20 protein-coding genes are annotated in these 19,165 nt (G+C 50.8%); 10 read left to right on the forward strand and 10 right to left on the reverse strand.

Annotated elements, in window-relative coordinates:
* Window positions 1-9: 9 nt before the first annotated feature.
* The 3 genes from MHI43_RS25450 to MHI43_RS25460 are packed head-to-tail and all read right to left on the reverse strand — an operon-like array spanning window position 10 to window position 1,612.
* Complete coding sequence (locus MHI43_RS25450; protein ID WP_036659906.1) at window positions 10-582, reverse strand: DUF4825 domain-containing protein; 573 nt, start codon at window positions 580-582, stop codon at window positions 10-12.
* Window positions 579-1,259, reverse strand: a complete 681-nt coding sequence (locus MHI43_RS25455) for a permease prefix domain 1-containing protein (protein ID WP_036659908.1) — start codon at window positions 1,257-1,259, stop codon at window positions 579-581. Before MHI43_RS25455 ends, MHI43_RS25450 begins: the two co-directional genes overlap by 4 nt.
* Before the next feature lie 2 nt (window positions 1,260-1,261).
* On the reverse strand, window positions 1,262-1,612 hold the full coding sequence (locus MHI43_RS25460) for a PadR family transcriptional regulator (protein ID WP_009595802.1): 351 nt from the start codon (window positions 1,610-1,612) through the stop codon (window positions 1,262-1,264).
* Between the two features lie 234 nt (window positions 1,613-1,846).
* Between MHI43_RS25460 and MHI43_RS25465 the strand changes: the two genes are divergently transcribed.
* From MHI43_RS25465 to MHI43_RS25485, 5 genes are all read left to right on the forward strand, one after another.
* Window positions 1,847-2,374, forward strand: coding sequence for a DUF2062 domain-containing protein (locus MHI43_RS25465; protein WP_009595805.1), 528 nt, complete (start codon window positions 1,847-1,849; stop codon window positions 2,372-2,374).
* 206 nt (window positions 2,375-2,580) lie between these two features.
* Complete coding sequence (locus tag MHI43_RS25470) at window positions 2,581-4,041, forward strand: spore germination protein (RefSeq protein WP_015737079.1); 1,461 nt, start codon at window positions 2,581-2,583, stop codon at window positions 4,039-4,041.
* Window positions 4,041-5,207 (forward strand): Ger(x)C family spore germination protein, encoded by a 1,167-nt coding sequence (locus MHI43_RS25475; RefSeq protein WP_015737080.1) that lies wholly within the window; start codon window positions 4,041-4,043, stop codon window positions 5,205-5,207. Before MHI43_RS25470 ends, MHI43_RS25475 begins: the two co-directional genes overlap by 1 nt.
* A gap of 12 nt (window positions 5,208-5,219) precedes the next feature.
* The gene (locus MHI43_RS25480) at window positions 5,220-5,423 is read left to right on the forward strand and encodes a hypothetical protein (protein WP_015737081.1); all 204 of its coding nucleotides are present in this window, start codon (window positions 5,220-5,222) and stop codon (window positions 5,421-5,423) included.
* 34 nt (window positions 5,424-5,457) lie between these two features.
* Window positions 5,458-6,573, forward strand: coding sequence for a GerAB/ArcD/ProY family transporter (locus tag MHI43_RS25485; RefSeq protein WP_036659911.1), 1,116 nt, complete (start codon window positions 5,458-5,460; stop codon window positions 6,571-6,573).
* A 534-nt stretch (window positions 6,574-7,107) separates the two neighbouring features.
* Here MHI43_RS25485 and MHI43_RS25490 read toward each other — a convergent pair.
* Window positions 7,108-7,968, reverse strand: coding sequence for a DUF421 domain-containing protein (locus MHI43_RS25490; protein ID WP_009595817.1), 861 nt, complete (start codon window positions 7,966-7,968; stop codon window positions 7,108-7,110).
* A gap of 161 nt (window positions 7,969-8,129) precedes the next feature.
* On the opposite strand from MHI43_RS25490, the gene MHI43_RS25495 reads away from it, so the two are divergent.
* The 3 genes from MHI43_RS25495 to MHI43_RS25505 all read left to right on the forward strand — a co-directional run bounded on the left by MHI43_RS25495 (window position 8,130) and on the right by MHI43_RS25505 (window position 10,193).
* Complete coding sequence (locus MHI43_RS25495; protein WP_009595791.1) at window positions 8,130-8,336, forward strand: DUF1657 domain-containing protein; 207 nt, start codon at window positions 8,130-8,132, stop codon at window positions 8,334-8,336.
* Between the two features lie 158 nt (window positions 8,337-8,494).
* Entirely contained in the window at window positions 8,495-9,457 is a 963-nt protein-coding gene (locus MHI43_RS25500; RefSeq protein WP_015737084.1) for a sugar kinase, read from the forward strand.
* Window positions 9,458-9,521: 64 nt separating this feature from the next.
* Window positions 9,522-10,193 carry a bifunctional 2-keto-4-hydroxyglutarate aldolase/2-keto-3-deoxy-6-phosphogluconate aldolase gene (locus MHI43_RS25505; RefSeq protein WP_036659914.1) on the forward strand — a complete coding sequence of 224 codons (672 nt, stop codon included), beginning with the start codon at window positions 9,522-9,524 and terminating at the stop codon, window positions 10,191-10,193.
* Between the two features lie 107 nt (window positions 10,194-10,300).
* Here MHI43_RS25505 and MHI43_RS25510 read toward each other — a convergent pair whose 3' ends face one another.
* The 5 genes from MHI43_RS25510 to MHI43_RS25530 all read right to left on the reverse strand — a co-directional run bounded on the left by MHI43_RS25510 (window position 10,301) and on the right by MHI43_RS25530 (window position 15,815).
* Window positions 10,301-10,903 (reverse strand): YitT family protein, encoded by a 603-nt coding sequence (locus MHI43_RS25510; RefSeq protein ID WP_036659917.1) that lies wholly within the window; start codon window positions 10,901-10,903, stop codon window positions 10,301-10,303.
* Window positions 10,904-11,014: 111 nt separating this feature from the next.
* Window positions 11,015-11,869, reverse strand: a complete 855-nt coding sequence (locus tag MHI43_RS25515; RefSeq protein WP_036659919.1) for an MBL fold metallo-hydrolase — start codon at window positions 11,867-11,869, stop codon at window positions 11,015-11,017.
* A gap of 234 nt (window positions 11,870-12,103) precedes the next feature.
* The gene (locus MHI43_RS25520) at window positions 12,104-14,074 is read right to left on the reverse strand and encodes a fructose-specific PTS transporter subunit EIIC (RefSeq protein WP_036659922.1); all 1,971 of its coding nucleotides are present in this window, start codon (window positions 14,072-14,074) and stop codon (window positions 12,104-12,106) included.
* An 80-nt stretch (window positions 14,075-14,154) separates the two neighbouring features.
* On the reverse strand, window positions 14,155-15,066 hold the full coding sequence (pfkB, locus tag MHI43_RS25525) for a 1-phosphofructokinase (RefSeq protein WP_015737089.1): 912 nt from the start codon (window positions 15,064-15,066) through the stop codon (window positions 14,155-14,157).
* Complete coding sequence (locus tag MHI43_RS25530; protein WP_015737090.1) at window positions 15,066-15,815, reverse strand: DeoR/GlpR family DNA-binding transcription regulator; 750 nt, start codon at window positions 15,813-15,815, stop codon at window positions 15,066-15,068. The genes pfkB and MHI43_RS25530 overlap by 1 nt, the downstream gene beginning before the upstream one ends.
* Window positions 15,816-16,085: 270 nt before the next feature.
* Here MHI43_RS25530 and MHI43_RS25535 point away from each other — a divergent pair, with 270 nt between their 5' ends.
* Entirely contained in the window at window positions 16,086-16,997 is a 912-nt protein-coding gene (locus tag MHI43_RS25535) for a molecular chaperone DnaJ (RefSeq protein ID WP_036659924.1), read from the forward strand.
* 78 nt (window positions 16,998-17,075) lie between these two features.
* Here the strand turns inward: MHI43_RS25535 and MHI43_RS25540 are convergent, their stop codons facing one another.
* A complete protein-coding gene (locus MHI43_RS25540; protein ID WP_036659925.1) occupies window positions 17,076-17,933 on the reverse strand; it encodes a hypothetical protein in 858 nt (285 codons plus the stop codon).
* Between the two features lie 174 nt (window positions 17,934-18,107).
* Between MHI43_RS25540 and MHI43_RS25545 the strand changes: the two genes are divergently transcribed.
* Complete coding sequence (locus tag MHI43_RS25545; protein WP_015737093.1) at window positions 18,108-18,965, forward strand: DegV family protein; 858 nt, start codon at window positions 18,108-18,110, stop codon at window positions 18,963-18,965.
* Window positions 18,966-19,165 lie beyond the last annotated feature (200 nt).

Consider the following 19,165-nt stretch of genomic DNA (forward strand, 5'->3'; position numbering starts at 1 on the left):
GGTTTATCTCTATAGAAACTTGATCTCGATCAGGTTTTCTACATACTCACTTACATACTTGTTATCGTGAAGACGGGCTTGTACTTCCTTCTCCCATGTCACGGCTTCCCGCAATGATGCAAGACCTGTCCCGATGCCATACCATGCCTCCACCTCGCCCCGACGGATGGTGAAAGACCGGTCTTCAAACTTGAAGATCAATGTATCCAAATTATCAATCATGGCAAAATTCGCTGTGGAATTATAGACCAGCATCTTCTTCAGTTTGTCCTCTTTCAGATCGCCGATCCTGGACTTGAATCGAAGCTCGGCCGTCAATTCTTCCGGATACAGCTGAAATGTGCGCTCAATGTCACGCATCGGAAGCGAAGCGTTCAAATTGATCAGGTTCCCGGCATTGCCCATGTATGGGCTGGCGAAGTTCAGCGAATTCCGTATATCGTGCGTCAACGGATCATTTTGCTCCGCTTCATATTGAACCGCTTGTTCATTTGCCTTGGGCTTGATGTAACCCTCCAGGGCCGTCATGCCCCCGATGCCGATCAGCAGCAGGACAACGATCAGCCAATTCTTTCTGCTCATGGTTCCTTCACCTCAAGTTGAAACGTTAGTTTATAAGCTTTCTGGACCAGCAGCGGAATGATGACCGACGTCATCGGGATCACATACCGCATGACGGTCACGTAGAACGAATAAGGCCCGTCGACCGACAGTTCTCGCCCAAACCATATATCGCTGCCGTATTGAATCACGAAGGTATACATGGAGATAACCACGATAAATATCGACCACAGCCACCAAGCCCACTTGCTCCATTGGTTCAATTTTCCTGCATTGATGACGGCTGTCTGCTTTTCATATCGCTTCAGATGCCGTGACAATGAAAGATACGCCGCACCGGTTAATGCTGCCAAACAGAGGAGGAGCGTGTTTACCCACATCCCGTTTGGCAAAAACCGGACCGGAATGGTAGCGATCCAGGCCAGCAAAGAATAAATAAGAGCGCTCTGAAGGAGGTCATGACGGAAACGGTAGCTGTAGATTTTCTGGTTATCGTCAATCAGAGCCTCGATGTCTTCCATATTTTCGATCGCCAGACTGATCGCCGACTGATATGATATGCCGTTCTCCATATAATCCGTGACCCGCGCCTCCAAATTGCTGAGAACCTCATTCTTCAGATCCACAACTTCCTTGGTTTTGCGTTGATTCGCGAATAGGCGATCCACAAAAATCTCCAGATCATGCCTGTTGGTCATTGCTATTTCAGCTCCTTTCCGTTTCCGATCAGAACATCGATAATCTCGCGTGCCGCCTTCCATTCTTCTTGGTTGCGCAGCAAGCGCTTCATTCCCTCCTGGCTGAGATTGTAATATTTACGCCTCCCGCCCTGAGTTTCTTCTCCCCAATAGGAGCGTATCAATCCCTGCTTCTCCAGCCTCCTCAGACTTGAATACAATGTAGGCTCCTTCAGTTCAAATCGATTCCCGCTCCGGATCGCGATCTCCTTAATGATCTGATAGCCGTAATTGTCTCCGTCTGATAGCACACGCAAAATAAAGGTATCAATATTGCCGCGTATCAAGTCACTGTTATGTAAGGGTTCAATCAAATAACCGAACCTCCTAACGGATGGAATGGGTATAATATAACGCACATTACTACGCGTGTCAAAGTAATATTCCACGCATATATTCCGTTGCGAACTTCTTTGGATTGACGGTTTGCGAGCGTCTACTATATAATTCTTGAAAGTTCTTCCTATTATAAATAGGATCCCATAGAATGCTGCGCAAGAGATCCCAGTATATTTATATCCCATCAGTACCTGCAGGAGGAAACGGTTTTGCTTCATAAATACATTCGACGACTGAAATACTATATTCTCCGGACCCTTCGCATGCAAAATAGCGATCATCGAATCGCTCTCGGCTTTGCCGTCGGCTTCTTTCCTTGCTGGTATCCCACCTTTGGCATCGATCTGCTGCTGGCTCCGCTGCTGGCTCGCATGGTAAGGGGAAACATCCCCTCCGCCTTCCTTGCAGCTTCCGCAGGCTCCGTCTTGTGGCCGATCCTGTTCTATCTAAACTATAGAATCGGCGTGTTTGTGCACCTGTTCACTACGTTTCCCGCAACCTTCGAAATCGAAGATGCGCTCACGGTTCCCGTTCCGGAGACGGATTATATCGTTGAAACGGACCATTTCGGCAGGTTGGGCGACATGGGCGTTAACTTTCTCGTCGGCGCCTTGATCAACAGCGTTCTATCTACGCTGATCCTTTACATTTTGCTGCGAATCATGCTCTCCGTCTACCGCAAACCTTTGCTCCACAAGATCAAAGAATCTATTCGTAGAGGAAAATCGAAGCCTTAGGCCGAAGCTCCCTCTGTAAAAACGCCCGGAATCCTATTCCGGGCGTTTTTTATTTATACCGTTCAAGCTTAATTGTCTCGGTCTATTCGTGATTTCCCCTTCAGGTATGAGCTGTTATCTCTGGAAAATTCGGTATAAGTTGCTAAAAGTACGGCATTCTAAAGAGGATGAGCCTTACTATATACCGGCAAAGGAGGGAAGTTTCAATGAAATCGAAGGTACGGCCCGCGCTGCTCGATCCTGTTAAAATGCGGCTGGAACATTGCGAAGATGTCATCTACCAATCCTTGCGTCTCCATGGATCAACGTGTACCGTCATCTACATTGAACCTATCGTGGATATCAGCACCCTGCATGAATACATCGTCAAACCGTTGATTAAAGAAGCTGCGAAGGTTCAACATGATTTCCTTGATTTCATTGACCGCATGGATCGCGGAGATATGCTGTCGGTTCCGTTCGAGCGTTCTTCCTCGGCCGAGTATATTGCCGATATGATCGTTGAAGGCAGGGCCGTCATAATTGTGGATAAGCTGGCCGAGGCTTATTTATTCGACATTGTCTTGTATCAGAAGCGGTCGGTTTCCGAATCCCAGAACGAGCTGGTCGTGAACGGACCGCAGGAAGCGTTTATCGAAGACATCGGCACGAATCTATCGCTGCTCCGGCACAAAATCAAGCATACGGATCTCAAAACCGTGCGCTACCAGATCGGCGACTATTCCAAGACTGCCGTGTATATGGTGTATGTCGACGGCTTGTGCAAGCCGGAAATCGTTGCTCAAGTGGACCGGCAGCTAAGCAGCATGTCCATCGACGGGACGTTTGGGATCAGCACCTTGTCTGAGCAAATGAAGGACGGCGTAAAATCCCCTTTTCCTCAGTTCCAGTACACGGAACGCCCCGATTCCGTTGCGGCATCCCTGCTTGAAGGCCGGGTGGGCATCATGCAGGACGGAACGCCGTCGGCGCTGATCGTGCCCGTCACCCTATTTTCCCTGCTGCAGTCGTCCGAGGATTATTATCACAGCTTCTTCTCCTCCAGCTGGATTCGGATCGTCCGGTTCATGTTCGCGATTATTTCATTATTGATGCCTGCCCTGTATGTCGCTATCACAACATTTCAGCCATCCATCATACCAACCGATTTGCTGATCACCTTAGCCGCATCGCGTGAAAACATACCGTTCTCCGCCTTAGCGGAGGCGCTGATCATGGAATTGACCTTTGAAGCGCTGCGGGAAGCCGGGACCCGTATCCCAAAGCCCGTCGGGCAGACGATATCCATCATCGGCGCCATTGTCATCGGACAGGCCGCGGTGGAAGCGGGGATCGTATCGAACCCCATGGTCATCGTGGTTTCGATTACCGGCATCGCATCTTACATCATTCCGCACTTCGAACTGGGGCTGGCGTTCCGCTTGCTGCGCTTTCCCATCCTTATACTCGGGGGGACGCTCGGTTTGATCGGCGTATTTACGGCCGCCTTCCTGGTGTATGGACATATGGCTTCCTTGAAGTCATTTAATACGCCGTATCTGCAGCCCGTTGCGCCCCTTGTCTTATCGGAATGGAAGGACACCTTTGTGCGGGCGCCGTCCATGCTGATGAAGAACAGGCCTAAAACCTATGCATCATCCAACAATTTAAGGAGACGAAAACGATAATGCTTCTACTCAAATGGTTGAAAATTCTGCTGCCATTATCGTTGTTGACAGGCTGCGGCTTCAATATGACCAAGGTTGAGATCAATGAACAAACCTTCGTTTTTGCCATGTACGTGAATAAGGGTCCGCAAGACGATAGCGTGGAAGTGACAATCAGCGCTCCCTTGCCGAATCGGCTCACATCCGGGCGTCAAGCAGGCGGAAAGGGCGGCGGAGATCCGTATGCCATGGTAACCAAATCCTCCACCACCGTGCAGGATGCCCTCCACCTGATCCAACGGGATCTTTCACGGCGTTTCGACTTCAGCCACACTAAGGTTGTTGTCGTTGGCAAGAGCTACGCGGAAGCCGGATTAGAGGATCTGATGGATTGGCTCCAACGGGAACCCACAACGAATATGAGCATTTACATCATGGTTGCGCCCGGAGACGCGAAAAAAGTCGCCGAGCTGACGCCGGTTTTTGAACAGATGCCTTCGGAGGTGCTCATCCGGTTTGCGGACCAGCACAACATGATCACCACGAACCTGAAGGATTGCCTCTATGCCGAGTCGGGCAATCAAGGGTATGCCCTGACCTATTTGGCGGCAGGCATGAAACCCATGGTCGCTGACCAAGAGAAGCTGAAGCCGTGGACGGGAATTCAAGGCACGGCGCTGTTCCGTAATCATAAGCTGGTTGCCACCCTTCCTATGGAGGAGTCGCTTGCCGTCAGCTGGGGAGTGAACGAATTAAAAGCCCCCCTATATACCGTTTCATGGAATGAAAAAGGGAAGGCCAGCGTTTTCCTGATTTCAACCAGTTCTAGCAAATCCGTGCGCATGGTTTCTGGCCATCCAGTGTTCACAATAAAGTTAAAAGGAACGGGAGATGTCGTATACAAAAAAAATCAAAAGCAGTTGGATACCCTCCAGGCGAAAGAGATCATAGAGCATGAGCTCAATGATCAAATAGCAAGTCATCTAAGAAAGGCCCTTCATACTTCGCAACGAGTAGGAGCAGACATTCTGCAGCTCGGGATGCTGGTGGACTGGAACTATCCGGATCATTGGCATCAGGTTCGCTCCAACTGGCCCGACTATTACAAAAACGAAGTGGAGATCCAGGTGGATGCCGACATCAAGGTACGGAACTTCGGGGCCATACTCAAATCGAAACTGAAATAAGGAGGCAGACCGATGCTCGCTCTTCTGTTTCTCGTATACGCCTTGGCGGAATGGTATGTCGCGAAGAAAAAGGCAAAGGGATCCCGCGAAAAGTGGACGATGCTCATCCTGATCCTTGCATGTACCGTTTGGAATATATTCGCCTTGTTCTCTCGCGAGTGGCTGACCCCCAACCATCTGATTATGCTGCTGTTCGGTTGGCTGGATAAGTTATAAGAACTTAAAATCGGAAAGGATGTACGAACCCAACATGCGAAATACTCCCTGGCAGCTGTTTCGTTTCGGATTTGTCTATCTAAACGCCATACCTACGGGATTTCTAGTCACTCCTCTCTTGTGGAACTCGGCATATTTGGGATGGGCTGCGATTTTGGGTGGTTATGCGATGAGTTTGGTCTTCTTGTGGTTTATGTTGAAACTCGGGCTGTGGGATCCTCGGAAACCCTGGATCAATTTTGGCAGTGCCCTGGTCAGCAAATGGATTCACTTCCCGATCGTCGCTTTGGTATTCTTCTGGTCTATCAATTACATAGGGATGGATATCGAAGGTTTCACGTTATTCTTCGATACCAATTACATGCGGGAATCTCCCCAGTGGTTCATCCTCCTGATTGTGGGCCTGGTCGTTATGGTTACCGCCAGGTGGGGCATGGAGACGATGATTTATATTTCCGACGGGCTGTTTCTTGTCATCGTTGTTGCCATTGTTGCCATGAATATGTTTTTCTTCAAGGAAGCGCATTGGGATATGATGATCGCGATGGTCAGGCATCACAATTATGAGTCGGCGATCAAGGACAGTTTGTTCTGTCTTTCATTCTTCGCGGAATGGATCGTGTTCCTCTTTCTCGCTCCTTATATCCAATTCAACAAGAAATCCTTTCGCAACCTTGCTGCGGCAGGACTGTTGGTCACCATAGGCGTAATGCTCCAATGGGCATCGGCATTGCTGAATTTCGGCCCCTATCTAGGGCGCGAGATGCAGTATCCGCTCGTCGAATTAATGCGTGCAGCCAGCGGGTTCCTCGGCAATTCCGATCCGCTGATCATTGGGTTATGGAGCAGCTCGATGTTCTTCCACAGTGCCTTTCTTATCCACGTGAGCGTAAGGTGTATGGCGAAACTCCTTAAACTGAAGCAAATGGATGGTCCCCTGATCGCGATCATTGGGGGAACCGCTATCGTAATTGCGTACCAGTATTCGCAAAATCCGATCCTTTTTCAGCAAGACTTCAATTCCTTCGGGATGGCGGTATTTTTCATTCTCATGGAGTTAATCCCGATTTTCTATTGGATTGCCTCCCTGTTCCGTAAACGTAAGCGTAAACCAAAATCAAGACCAAAGCCTGACCAAAAAACCGCTTGAGAGTCTAGAACTTGTAATCCCCCCTTCCATCCTGTTCGTCTTTGAAATTCAACATGAAAAAGAGCGGCCGTCAGCCGCTCCCATCTTAAGGATAAACATGGTTAAAAAGAAATATTCTCAAAAAGCATGATAAACCTCCGATGTTTATGCTTTCTGATCTCGTCAAAAAACCAACATTTTATGTAAGCGCTTCCTACAAAAAGGTTCTTTTATTGTAAGCAATTGGCATATTATATAGTACAGTAGACCAGCTAAGCAAGGGTGGCAGCAGGAGGTGATCGGCATGGGCGTGAATGAAGCTTTGGCTTTAATGATTTCGTTCGCCACTCTGGTCGTTTCGATCCTTGCCTTCCATAATAAGAAATAGACCCGTCCTGGAACAGATGAATCTATTTCTTACGTCTGGTTGCAAGCAAATATCCACCTTGCGGGCGAAGATCTGCTGTACGAGGAGTCGGCGGCAACCGGCTCCTTTTGTGATACACAAAAATATCCTATTCCGGTTTTTGCGGATTTATGACTCGGCGACATCCATTACGTCTTCAGAATCGCCTGTACATCCGCTAAAATTTTCTCCATCCGTTTGGAGCTCTCCTCATACATTTTCTTAGCTTTCTTACTTTTCGTGCTGAGACTGAACAATTCCAAATCCGCCTGGCATTTCTTTAAATTTGCGTACAAGAGCTTCCGTTCCTCATTTTGGGGCACCTGGATCTGATCGTTATACAAATCGACGGTTAATTGTCCATAGGTATCGACTTGAGCAAGGAATACGTCCTTGATCCTGGCGCCCTGCTTGTCCAGCTCTTCCACCAGCCATCCATGATTGAAGCCCGAGACGCGCAGCGGTTCATCCATGACCTCGCCATCCATGATCACAACCTGACCAGGTTTTTCCGGGGCTACCTGTATCCCTAGATCCTTGGGAGTCAAAGGCAAACTTTCGCGCTTCTGCAGGACATTGATCTCACCGCTGGATTCCATGATGGCAAATTCCACGTCGGCGACCTGAAACACGTCTTTTTTGCGTAGCTGCTGCATCAGCTCGTCGGTCGACAGCCTTTCCTTCTTTAAATTATCTTCTAATATCTTGCCGCCTTGAATGAGCACGGTTGATTTAAAATCGATAAAATCCCTTGCTTTTTTGCTCTTGATTTGCAGGAATTCGATGAGAAGCGAGCAGGCAACCCAGACGCCCAGAGCCACGAGTCCTAAATACCAGTTTGCTTCCAGATCCAAGGATATATAGGCAGCTATGCTACCGATCGTGATCCCTGTTAAATATTCAAAAAAAGATAGCTGTGTCACCTGACGCTTCCCAAGCAGTTTCGTCATCAGGAATAGCACGACCACGGCACATACGGTTCTAAGTACGATTTCCAACCATTGAGGCACAACAACGACCTTCCTTTCGATGTAATGACTTAGCAATCACTATATAGATTATTGTCAATTATCCTATTTGAAATCACACCATTATTTTCCTTGCCATGCTTCATGCATGTTCTTCTCCAAAATGCGTACATTATTACGCATGAAAGGAGTGATAAAAACCAATGACCGTAGCTTCCGATGTGAAAACATGCCTCTCATCCTTAAAAAGCGCTCAGGCCAGCCTTGAGCAATTTGCGCTGTCTACGCAAGATCAAAATGCCAAGGATCTGTTCACTACCGCGGCACAACAAACGCAGCAAGTCGTAGACCAAGTAGCCCAGCGGGTTCAGCAGCTTGAACAGGAAGAGCCTCAGTATAAAGGTTTCTAAGCATTGTTTTTTTGCTTTCTCCTATGCTGAAAGCCCATGCATACCTCCTATCTTTCCCGGATAGGAGGTTATTTACATTGTGTTATTTTTTATTGAGTTATCATCACCATCAGGGTAAAGTGTTAATAACGGAGACTGTATATAAGGGGGTAAATTCTATGAATAATGATATGCGTCCTATCGATGTCATCACGTTCGGCGAATCGATGGGATTATTATATCCCGAAGGCACACGGGGCATTGGCCAGGGAGGAACCATGGCCCAGTCCTTCGGCGGCGCCGAAAGCAACCTCGCCATCGGGCTTTCCAGGCTTGGCTGCAGCAGCGGATGGTTCGGCCAGCTCGGCAACGATCCGATCGGAACCGGCATTTTGAAAACGCTTCGAGGTGAAGGGGTCGATGTTTCCAGCGCCAGACAAACGGATGCTGCACCGACCGGTCTTATGCTGAGACAGAACGTTCGCGGTCAATCCTCCGTCTATTACTACCGCAAAGGCTCTGCCGCCAGCCAAATGACGCCGGACCATGTAGACTCCGAATACATAGCCAAGGCCCGCATCCTTCATTTCACGGGCATCACCGCCGCCTTAAGCAGCAGCTGCCTGGAGACGATACGGCATGTCATTTCCGTATGCAAAACGCATGGCGTCCAGATCAGCTTTGATCCGAACCTCAGGCTGAAGCTGTGGAACATGGAGGAGGCTCGCCCCGTATTGCTGGAGCTTGCCGAAAGCTGTGATTATTTCCTCCCTGGCTATGATGAATGCAAGCTGTTGTTCGAAACGGAGGACGAGCAGGTGATCCTGGACCGTCTGCGTCAGCTCCCCGGCATGTCCGTGATCAAGAGTTTCGACGGAAACAACGTTATTGTTCGGGAAACCGGGACCTACTCCCTGCCTTTTGAGCGTGTGGATAACGTAGTGGATACCGTTGGCGCGGGAGACGGCTTCTGCGCAGGCTTCCTGGCAGGCATCGCCAAAGGCTGGACACCGGAGGAGGCCCTGTCCCTAGGCGGATTAACCGGATCCCTGGTCATCCAAGCCCCAGGTGACTGGGAAGCGCTTCCGACCTGGGAGGAAGTTCAACAGCGGCGAGGAAATGCCGCCCATATCGAACGTTGACCCGCTATGATTGGATATCAAGCCATCATTAATAGAATGCATAGATCAAGAAGGAGTGTATAACATGAAAAAATTGAAACTAATCGAACAGATCCATCAGGCTGGCGTTGTCGCGGTCCTGCGCGGCGATTCTCCCGATGAAGTTGTAGAGATTGCCAAACGCGCGATTGAAGGCGGGATCACGGTCATCGAGGTGACCATGACCGTACCGTTCGCTACGGAAGCCATTACGACGTTATCCAAAATGTACTCTTCCAAAGACCCGCAAGCGGACAACTATGCCATCATCGGAGCCGGTACGGTTCTGGATGCAGAAACAGCCAGAATCACGATCCTGGCCGGTGCCGAGTTCGTGGTCTCCCCAGGGTTCGACCGCGATACGATTATGCTCTGCAACCGATATCGCATTCCGGTCATGCCGGGTGCCGTTACCGTCCACGATATCGTGGCCTCGCTTGAGCTTGGCGTCGATGTCGTTAAGCTCTTCCCGGGTAATCTGTACTCTCCGTCCGTCATACCGTCTCTGAAGGGCCCGCTGCCGCAGGCCAATATCATGCCGACCGGAGGCGTGAATCTGGACAATCTGCATGAATGGATCAAGGCCGGGGCATTCGCGGTCGGAATCGGGTCCGATCTGACCAAAGACGCGCTTAAGAGCGGAGACCTCAATTTGATTACGGAGAAGGCCCGTGCTTATATCCACGCCTTTAAGGAAGCTCATAACTCCCATAAATAATCTTTATGCACATGTCGTAGTAGTTCATAGATGGCGTTCGCTGCATGTTTCATCTTCATAAATAACAGACAAGCCTATCAAGTCGATCTTGATAGGCTTGTCTGTTATTAGATCCTTCTCTTTCCGAACCATCGTTTCTGTGTAATCATGCCCGTTGTAAAACCGCCTGCAACAATCGTCAGAATGGAGTACACGAAGGTGCTTCCCGAGAGCAGAACGCCTCCGAATCCGATGATGACGGCATCCATCAGCAAAATAATGACGCCTACATTCAATGGCAAATACCTTGCCAGAAAATGAGCCAACAGATCCGTTCCGCCCGTGCTTGCATCATTCCTCAGCATCAATCCTAGCCCGGCTCCGATCAACGCACCGCCTATGGGCGCGCTGATAATCACATGGGGAGCGAAAAAACGCAAAAAATCCGTTTGCAACGGGGAGAGCAAATCGATGACAAACGAAGATATCAGCATGCCTGACAAACTATTGTAAAAGATTTCGCGATTTAACATCCAGGCGGCGATAAACATGGGGATGCTGCACAAAATGATAACGAATCCGATATGTAGGTCAAACACGTAGTTGGCGATCAGAGCAATCCCGATAACTCCGCCATCCAGAACTTTATGCGGGACAAGAAAAAAATTGGTCCCCATCGCGATCAGAAAGCTTCCGATCACAATAATGACATGTTTTCGAAATGACAGCATATCCCACATCTCCATTTATAAGGCATGTCTTATTCATATGCTTGTCATTTCGAAAAATTGCGAACTCGCTGTCCCGCATTTGAAAAAAAATTCCATCGGAATGTCTATCGCTTATTCGGCTTTTACATAAAGCAAACGCTCGGTGCGCGCCATCACTTTGGTTTTCATATACGGATGATTCTCATAGCAATAATCCACGAAGTACCCCGGCTTCTCTCCATTCCATGGAAAAATATCGTAATGCATCGGAATGGTCAAATCGAATGCCGACGCTGCGGCAAGTTCTGCGGCTTCCCGGAAGCCCATGTTCCCGACGATGCCGTCCTTCCGGCGGAAGGCATCTCCCCCATTGATCGGCACCATCCCGATATCAATGGAGTGCGCCTGCAGCCTTTCCACCAATCCGGGATAGACTACGGTATCTCCCGCATGGTAGATCAACACGCCCTGGATGTCCACCAGGTAACCGACGAATCGGTGTCCAAACTCTTCATGCTCATCCAAAGTCTCGTGGGCAGCCGGAATCGCCATCAGACGAAAGCCGTCAAACTGCTGCCATTCATCGCATACGGCCGCAAACAGCCGCTCCGGCGCCACGCCGGCACCTCGCATCGCTTTATGGCAGCATGCCGGCGCAACAAACGCTGTTTCCGGATTCTGTTTGGCGATGACCGCAATCGTTCCGAGATCCATGTGATCATCGTGCTCATGGGTGATCAGGACCATGTTTGCATTCGTAATATGCTCCGGCTGCAGCGGAGCGGGAAACGCGCGCTGAAATCCCGCTTTGCGTTCCAGGTCGGCTGACATATAAGGGTCGATATAGATGACGACCTCCCCGCCCTTCAGGACAACGCTCTCCTGACCTAAAAACCATACGGCCGCCATCCCATCGGTTGTAGACGTCCGGTTGATTTCATCGATCAGCTGCTCCGGCCCCCGGCTGCTGCTGTTCTGTTCTCTCATCTCTGTCCTCTCTCCTTCCTGTTCCTAACATGACTAGATTATACCATGACGAACCCAGTAGAAATCCGGATATTCATAGATTCTGTTCCCCAAGAGAATCGCGGATCCTCCGTCTATTCCCGTTCGGCACACCATTCCTAAGCGTTCTTATTCAGAAAACCACGGCCTGCCGTCATAAGAAAAAACGGGTCGAAGGTAAGCTGAATGGCTCACCCTGAACCTGTGTAATTGAGTCTATTTTCGTTCAAGCGGCTTCTTCCAAACGCCAAGCAGCACACCCGAGATCACCGAACCAATGAGAACCGAGAGCAGGAACAGGAGCGCATGATTGGCAAGAGCAGCGACAAAGATTCCCCCGTGCGGGGCCGGAACGTTGATGCTCCACAGCTGCGTCAGCCCGCCTGCCACCGCGGAACCGAGTATACAGGATGTTAGTACGCGCAGCGGGTCGGCCGCGGCGAACGGGATCGCCCCCTCCGTTATGAAGGAAAGGCCCATCACATAGTTGGTCACGCCCGATTTGCGTTCCTGCTCCGTGAACTTATGCTTGAAGAACGTCGTGGCCAGAGCAATGGCCAGCGGAGGCACCATCCCGCCGGCCATGACCGCAGCCATCATGGCTCCGTTCGTGTTGCCGCTGGATGTGAATACGCCGATCGCAAATGCATACGCCGCTTTATTGAAGGGACCGCCCATATCAATCGACATCATCCCGCCCAGAATCAGACCGAGAATCACCGCGTTGCCGGTACCCAAATTGTTAAGAATATCAATCAGGCCGAGATTGATCCAGCTAAAGAACGGATCGAACAAGTAGAACATGATCGTTCCGGTAATAAGCAGGCCGACGACCGGGTACAACAGAATCGGCTTTAAGCCGTCAAGCGCCCGGGGCAGCCCCGCAAACGCTTTGCGCAGCAGGATAACCACGTAACCGGCCAAGAAACCTGCCGCAAGGCCGCCAAGGAACCCCGAATTGGAATTGAGGGCCATCAGGCCTCCGACCATGCCGGGCATCAATGCGGGACGATCGCCGATGCTGAGCGCTATGAAGCCCGCCAGAACCGGAATCAGGAAGTGGAAGGCACCGTCTCCTCCGCCGATCGTTTGCAGAAGCTGGAAAAGCGGATGATCTTCGCCGGCAAGCTGCTCGATCAGGAAGGAGATGGCCAGAAGAATGCCGCCGCCCACGACAAACGGCAGCATGTGCGAAATACCATTCATCAGGTCCTTGTACACTTTCGTGCCTATGCTGCCCTTCTCCGCGTCCTTCGCCTTCGGCTCACCGCCGCCATCGCTGCGGTAGATCGGCGCCTCGCCGCCCATCGCCTTGCGGATCAGCTCCTCCGATTTGCGGATGCCGTCGCTGACAGGACGCTGGAGAACGGGTTTTCCGTTAAAGCGGGCCATCTCCACGTTTTTGTCGGCGGCAATGATGACGCCTGAGGCCCTGCGTATTTCCTCTTCCGTCAATACGTTCTGCGCGCCCTCCGAGCCGTTCGTCTCCACCCGGATTTCGACGCCCATCTCCTGGGCTTTCTTCTTAAGGGCGTCTTCGGCCATAAACGTATGGGCAATGCCGGTCGGGCAAGCCGTTACGGCAACCACAAACGGAGTCGAGGCCACGGCAGAAACATCCCGTTGGTCAGCTGGGGCTGCAATGTCGGATTCCCGATGCTTGTTCTTCGCTTCCTTTTGTGCGGCTTCCCTTTTTTTGGCCGCTTCCCTCTCAGCTTTGGCGGCTTCTTCAACCGCCTGCTTGGAGTCGAATAAAGCCGTTACCTCCGCCGGCGTCTCCGCCTTCATCAACTGCGCGATGAATTCCGCATCGATCAGCAGCCTCGATAACGCTGCAAGGGTACGCAGATGCGTATTCCCCGCTCCCTCGGGAGCGGCGATCATGAAAAAAACATGCGCCGCCTCACCGTCCAGCGCTTCGAAATCCACGCCCCCGCTGCTCTTGGCAAACACGACGGCCGGCTCGTTAACCGCTTTCGTCTTGGCGTGGGGCATCGCAATCCCGCCGCCGATCCCCGTACTGGATTCGGCTTCACGCTTCAGGATCATCTCTTTAAACAAAACCGGATCGTTGATCCGCCCGCTGGCGGCCAGACTCCCGATCAGTTCATCGATGGCAGCCTCCTTCGTGACCGCCTTCAGATCCATGATCATCGTTTCTTGTATCATTAAATCCGTAATTCTCATGTGATTCACACTCCCTTGAAATCTTCGTGGTGATAACCGCGCCATAACCGCCCATTACCGGTTATTTGATGTGAAGCGGCTCACCACTCCGTGATCCTAACCAGAGGAAGCAGCTCGTCAATCGCTTCCCTTGCCGCCAAGTCGTCCGAGAACGCCGTAGCGCTTCCAGAGGCGACCCCCGTCCGGAATGCCTCGATCGGGCCTTGGCCCTTCGCAAGCGTGCCGACGAATCCGGCAATCATCGAATCGCCGGCACCGACCGAATTACGGACGGTACCCGGCGGAACATGGGCGTGATAGACCCGATCGGCCGTGATGAACAGCGCCCCTTCTCCGGCCATGGAAATCAGGACATGCTGCGCGCCCTTCTCAAGCAGTCTCCGTCCGTACTCCACAAGCTGCTCTCTTGAGTCAATGACAACGCCGTACAATTCGGCCAACTCGTGGTGGTTCGGTTTCACAAGGAGCGGCTTATAGGCCAATGCCCTCATTAGAGCCTCACCGGTGGTATCCATGACGAATTCGGCGCCGCCCTTTCGGCACGCTTCGATCAGACGGCCATAAAAGTCCGAACCCAGCGAAGGCGGCACGCTGCCTGACAGCACAACGATATCGCCGGCTTCAAGCTGTGACAGCTTATGGAGCAGCTCTTTGGTTTCGTCTTCCCGGATATCGGGTCCCAAGCCGTTGATCTCGGTCTCTCCGCCATGCTTCAGCTTAACGTTGATGCGGGTATCGTCCGCGATGTTCACGAAATCCGTGCGGATTCCTTCCTTGCCGAGCATCTCGTCGATATAACGGCCGGTGAAACCGCCAAGAAAACCGATAGCCGTATTATCGGCTCCCAGCTGGTTCAGCACACGCGATACGTTAATTCCTTTCCCGCCCGGAAACTTCATGTCCCGGGTCATTCTGTTCAATCCGCCAAGCTCGATATGCTCAACTTCCACGATGTAATCAATGGAAGGATTCAGTGTAACCGTATATATCATCATGATCCCTCAATTATTTTGGTTTTCTGTGAAATGACCTTCTTCCATGATTCCGGCAAGGACTCCGTAATCAGCGTCGCTTCGCTCAGGTCCAGCAATTTGGCGAAGGAAACCTCTCCGATTTTGCTGGAATCCGCAAGGACGTAACTGGAAGCGGACAGCTGGTGGGCCCGCCGCTTGATCAAGGCTTCTTCCGGATCGGGGGTGGTGTAGCCCATCTCCGCATCCACGCCGTTCGTGCCCAGAAAGCACCGGTCAAAACGGAAATTGTCCATATTTTGCAGCGCGATGCTTCCGATGACGGCTTTGGTATGAATCTTCATCATGCCGCCCAGCAGATAGCTTTTGATCCGCTTGCTGACCAACGCTTCGATATGGGATAAACCGTTCGTGACAACCGTGACGTCTTTGGCGTCGATGAACGGAATCATGGCTAGCGTGGTCGTACCCGCATCCAGGTAAATGCTTTCTCCATCCTCAACCTGTGCTGCAGCCAACCGGGCAACCGCGTTTTTCTGTTGAATGTTTTTGAACGTTTTTTCCTCAATTCCAGGTTCTTGTATCTTTGGGCTCGGCAGAGCGGCTCCGCCATGAATACGCTTTAGCAATTGACGTTCTTCAAGGTCGATCAAATCCCGCCTTACCGTCGATTCCGAAGCTTCAAGGAGTTCTACCAATTCCTGCAGCTTCACGACACCGCGCTGTTGTAAGCGCTCTAATATGATTCGGTATCTTTCTTCCGTCAGCATAATGAATCCCCCTCTACAGCATATAGTATCATATTCCCCTCAAAAAACAATCTAAAACTTTCAAAAAACATTCACAATCATTCAGGAAATCGATGAATTATTTACCATCCTGGCAAGCTGCCAAGTTGGATGGTTTCCTCTTATGGATGACAGTTTGCCCCATAGCAAGCCGAGAAGCGTCGAAACATCTCATAAACGTTTGTAACCTGCTGCCTCTACGCTATATACTGGTAACTAGGAAACTCTCACAGTATAGAAGAGGTGACATGAATGGACCAACTGAAAGAAGCCTATGAGCGGCTCGGTCTGCCGGAGGATGCAACCAAGGAACAGCTTGACGACCGATATACGCTGCTCATGCGCCAAACCCGTTCGCATCAAAGGCGGGAGCCGGACCGGGCGGAAGAGATCGAAGCCGAGTTTGCCGAAATCACCAAAGCCTACAAATTCATCCTTGAAGAAGAGAACCGTAAAGCTTTGGAAGAGATGAATCAGAAACGGTACGGCAAATACAAGAGGTTTGCCGGGACGGCGGAGAAAACCGACCATTTCTTCCGTTATTATAAATTCCACGTGCTCGGCGGCATTGCCCTGGTGGGCGTTCTCATTTATATCGTGATCAGCATTTTCAACCATCAGGCAGAGAAGGAACGGCTGGCCAGCCTGCCCCCGGTTGACCTGGAAGTCATGTTCCTCGGTTCTTATATGAGCCAGGATGGTGGACAGGACCTTAAACCGATCGAAGACGCGATTTTGGCCCAATTTCCCGATTGGAAACGCGTAACCGTTAACATTAACTACGTGCCTCCCCTGGATTCCAACAATCCGCAGGATGCCGCCATGCTGCAAAAGGCACTGCTGGTGCTGTCCACCGAACGTCCCGATCTGTATATCATGGATCAAACCGCCTTTGATTGGATTGGCAATCAAGGCATGGTACGCCCGCTCGAAGCTGAAGTCGAAGGCGAGCTGAAGGAACTGCTTACCCCGGAAATGCTGGTGAAGGGTACAAATGAGGAAGACGGCGCGGAGCATGTGTATGCCGTGGATATTATGGGCAGCCCGCTTGGCGAAGAACTGCCCGTCCTGAAGAAAGAAATGTTTGCGGGGATTCGCGAAGGCACGGAACGCGATGCGAACGCACTGCGATTCATTAAGCAATACTTGGAGACGTCCAAGTAACGTCGGACCCCCTCGAATATCGATACAGCCCCTGCTGCTTGGCCTTATGGCCAAACGACAGGGGCTGTTTGCATGACATTATCGATTAACAATCGAGCTCAAGGATGTAAAAGCATGTGTAGCAAATCCTTCGGAAGGTTCGCGGTGAGGGTTATTTACGCGGAAAATATAACCCTGTCCGTCAAATTCATCCACAATGTACATCTTCGTGAGGCCCTCGCCTTCGCCTATCATATACACGGATGCATCCTTCATGACTTTGTGCCTTTCACTGCCCTCAGCTTCATGGACTTTGCCAACCTCCGCAAGCTCCTTCTCCGCCTCAAGCTTGAGAATGTCCGCGTTGTAATCCGAAGGCAGCTTCGTAATCTCGGCGTAATAATCCTGGTCCACATTCATGGTCAGCCTGTTGGTTTTTGCATCAAAGGAAAAAATATCGAATATATACAGCGCGTAGCCGTCACCCTCGGCCAGTTTGGCTGTTTTGGTTTCTTTCATGCCCTCCAGCTCCAACTCGAAATCCTTGGTTTCCGGAAGCTGAGCGTTCTCGGAACTCGAGCCGCCGCCTTCGTTGTCAACCGTCAATTTGATGAGGATCAACTGCTTCAAATCTTCCTCGCCTTCAACCGGCTGTTCCCTGTACTCATAGGAGACGGACTCTTCTCCCTGAAGTTTGGATATGATCTGATCCATCCCCTCGCCCAGCCGGAATGCGGTCGGACCATCGGCCGTCTCGATTTCGATCGAATTGTTGTCGATTTGACCTACGTAAGTACCGGTTCCTTGCTTAATCTCGTACTTGGGCTCCTCGACCGGATTCGGATCCGCCGGCGGCTGAGAAGTCGGGCCTTCGCCGCTGCATGCCGTCATTGCCATGAGCAGCATAGCTGCGGCAGCTGCTGTGATTATTTTGCTCCAACGCTTTCGCTTTGCCATATAACCACCTCCATTATGATTAACGGGAATCCTGGGGTTAATGTTGCACAATTCCCGCTTTTTAGGCGATTCCTTCGCATTCGCGTTCAAAACGACAAGAGCATTTCCTTTTCTGATCAAACAAGGTATTCTAGTAGTAATACAGACTCAAATAGTTGATAAAGGGAGATGTTCATGCCTGGTAAAATTAGAATTTTTGCTGACAGCACCTGCGACTTACCACCTTCGTGGATAGACGAATATAATATCGGCATCGTTCCGCTCTACGTCGTATTCGGAGAACAATCCTTACGGGATGGAGTCGACATTACACCGGAACAGTTGTATGCCAAAGTCGATCAGATCGGCAGCCTGCCCAAAACAGCGGCACCTTCTCCGTCCGACTTCATTGCGGCCTTCTCGCCTTCGATTGAACAGGGTGAGGATATCCTGTTCCTCAGCATTTCGTCAGAGCTTTCTTCCACCTACCAAAATGCGTTGATAGCTGCAGGCGAGCTGCCCGAAGGGCGGGTTACCGTGTTTGATTCGCGCAATCTTTCCTCCGGCATCGGACTGCTTGTTATGAAGGCTGTTCACGCGGCCAATGAAGGCTCGTCCATACCGCAAATTGTGGAGCTATTAAGCCGTACCGTAAACGAAGTGGAGTGCGAATTCGTTGTCGATACGCTGGATTATTTGTATAAGGGCGGACGCTGCTCCGGCATGCAAAACATCATCGGCAGCCTGCTCAAAATCCGTCCGGTGATCAAAGTCGTGGACGGCGGCATGATCCCGGCTTACAAGGTACGCGGCAAAAAAGAAAAGGCGCTGGATCAAATGATTCAGAATGCACTGGCTCAAGTGGATAAGATGGACAATGATCTGATCGTTGTTGTACATACCATGGCCGAGGAGGAAGCCCGTTTCCTGCAGAAGGAACTGCAGGAAAAGACAGGCGCACGACAGGTCAGCATTTCTACGGCCGGCTGCGTCATTTGCAGCCACTGCGGTCCTCAAACCGTCGGACTGATGTATACCAAGAAGCCATCATAAAATTGTTTATATCCGAAGACAGTTCTGCTTTGTTGTTCTCTGCTGCAGGACTGTCTTTTCTGTCCTTCGTCTAAGCAGAACGTTTAGGAACTTATTAAACGAGCCGCCAATAGGCTAAACATGTCCATCCTAGACTAAAGTCTAGGTGAAACATTCCCCGAAGGACCGAGGACACCCCATCCCTTGCATGGTATTCTTGG

This window comes from Paenibacillus sp. FSL H8-0457, from assembly GCF_038051935.1.
Classification (GTDB): Bacteria; Bacillota; Bacilli; order Paenibacillales; family Paenibacillaceae; genus Paenibacillus_AQ; species Paenibacillus_AQ lautus_A.

What these genes read in the sequence shown, in the direction of transcription:
- MHI43_RS25495 (WP_009595791.1), top strand. Translation starts at nt 8,130, where the DNA reads ATGACCGTAGCTTCCGATGTGAAAACATGCCTCTCATCCTTAAAAAGC.
- MHI43_RS25510 (WP_036659917.1), bottom strand. Translation starts at nt 10,903, where the DNA reads ATGCTGTCATTTCGAAAACATGTCATTATTGTGATCGGAAGCTTTCTG.
- MHI43_RS25505 (WP_036659914.1), top strand. Translation starts at nt 9,522, where the DNA reads ATGAAAAAATTGAAACTAATCGAACAGATCCATCAGGCTGGCGTTGTC.
- MHI43_RS25480 (WP_015737081.1), top strand. Translation starts at nt 5,220, where the DNA reads ATGCTCGCTCTTCTGTTTCTCGTATACGCCTTGGCGGAATGGTATGTC.
- MHI43_RS25535 (WP_036659924.1), top strand. Translation starts at nt 16,086, where the DNA reads ATGGACCAACTGAAAGAAGCCTATGAGCGGCTCGGTCTGCCGGAGGAT.
- MHI43_RS25500 (WP_015737084.1), top strand. Translation starts at nt 8,495, where the DNA reads ATGAATAATGATATGCGTCCTATCGATGTCATCACGTTCGGCGAATCG.
- MHI43_RS25475 (WP_015737080.1), top strand. Translation starts at nt 4,041, where the DNA reads ATGCTTCTACTCAAATGGTTGAAAATTCTGCTGCCATTATCGTTGTTG.
- pfkB (WP_015737089.1), bottom strand. Translation starts at nt 15,066, where the DNA reads ATGATATATACGGTTACACTGAATCCTTCCATTGATTACATCGTGGAA.
- MHI43_RS25485 (WP_036659911.1), top strand. Translation starts at nt 5,458, where the DNA reads ATGCGAAATACTCCCTGGCAGCTGTTTCGTTTCGGATTTGTCTATCTA.
- MHI43_RS25450 (WP_036659906.1), bottom strand. Translation starts at nt 582, where the DNA reads ATGAGCAGAAAGAATTGGCTGATCGTTGTCCTGCTGCTGATCGGCATC.
- MHI43_RS25470 (WP_015737079.1), top strand. Translation starts at nt 2,581, where the DNA reads ATGAAATCGAAGGTACGGCCCGCGCTGCTCGATCCTGTTAAAATGCGG.
- MHI43_RS25515 (WP_036659919.1), bottom strand. Translation starts at nt 11,869, where the DNA reads ATGAGAGAACAGAACAGCAGCAGCCGGGGGCCGGAGCAGCTGATCGAT.
- MHI43_RS25545 (WP_015737093.1), top strand. Translation starts at nt 18,108, where the DNA reads ATGCCTGGTAAAATTAGAATTTTTGCTGACAGCACCTGCGACTTACCA.
- MHI43_RS25530 (WP_015737090.1), bottom strand. Translation starts at nt 15,815, where the DNA reads ATGCTGACGGAAGAAAGATACCGAATCATATTAGAGCGCTTACAACAG.
- MHI43_RS25455 (WP_036659908.1), bottom strand. Translation starts at nt 1,259, where the DNA reads ATGACCAACAGGCATGATCTGGAGATTTTTGTGGATCGCCTATTCGCG.
- MHI43_RS25540 (WP_036659925.1), bottom strand. Translation starts at nt 17,933, where the DNA reads ATGGCAAAGCGAAAGCGTTGGAGCAAAATAATCACAGCAGCTGCCGCA.
- MHI43_RS25520 (WP_036659922.1), bottom strand. Translation starts at nt 14,074, where the DNA reads ATGAGAATTACGGATTTAATGATACAAGAAACGATGATCATGGATCTG.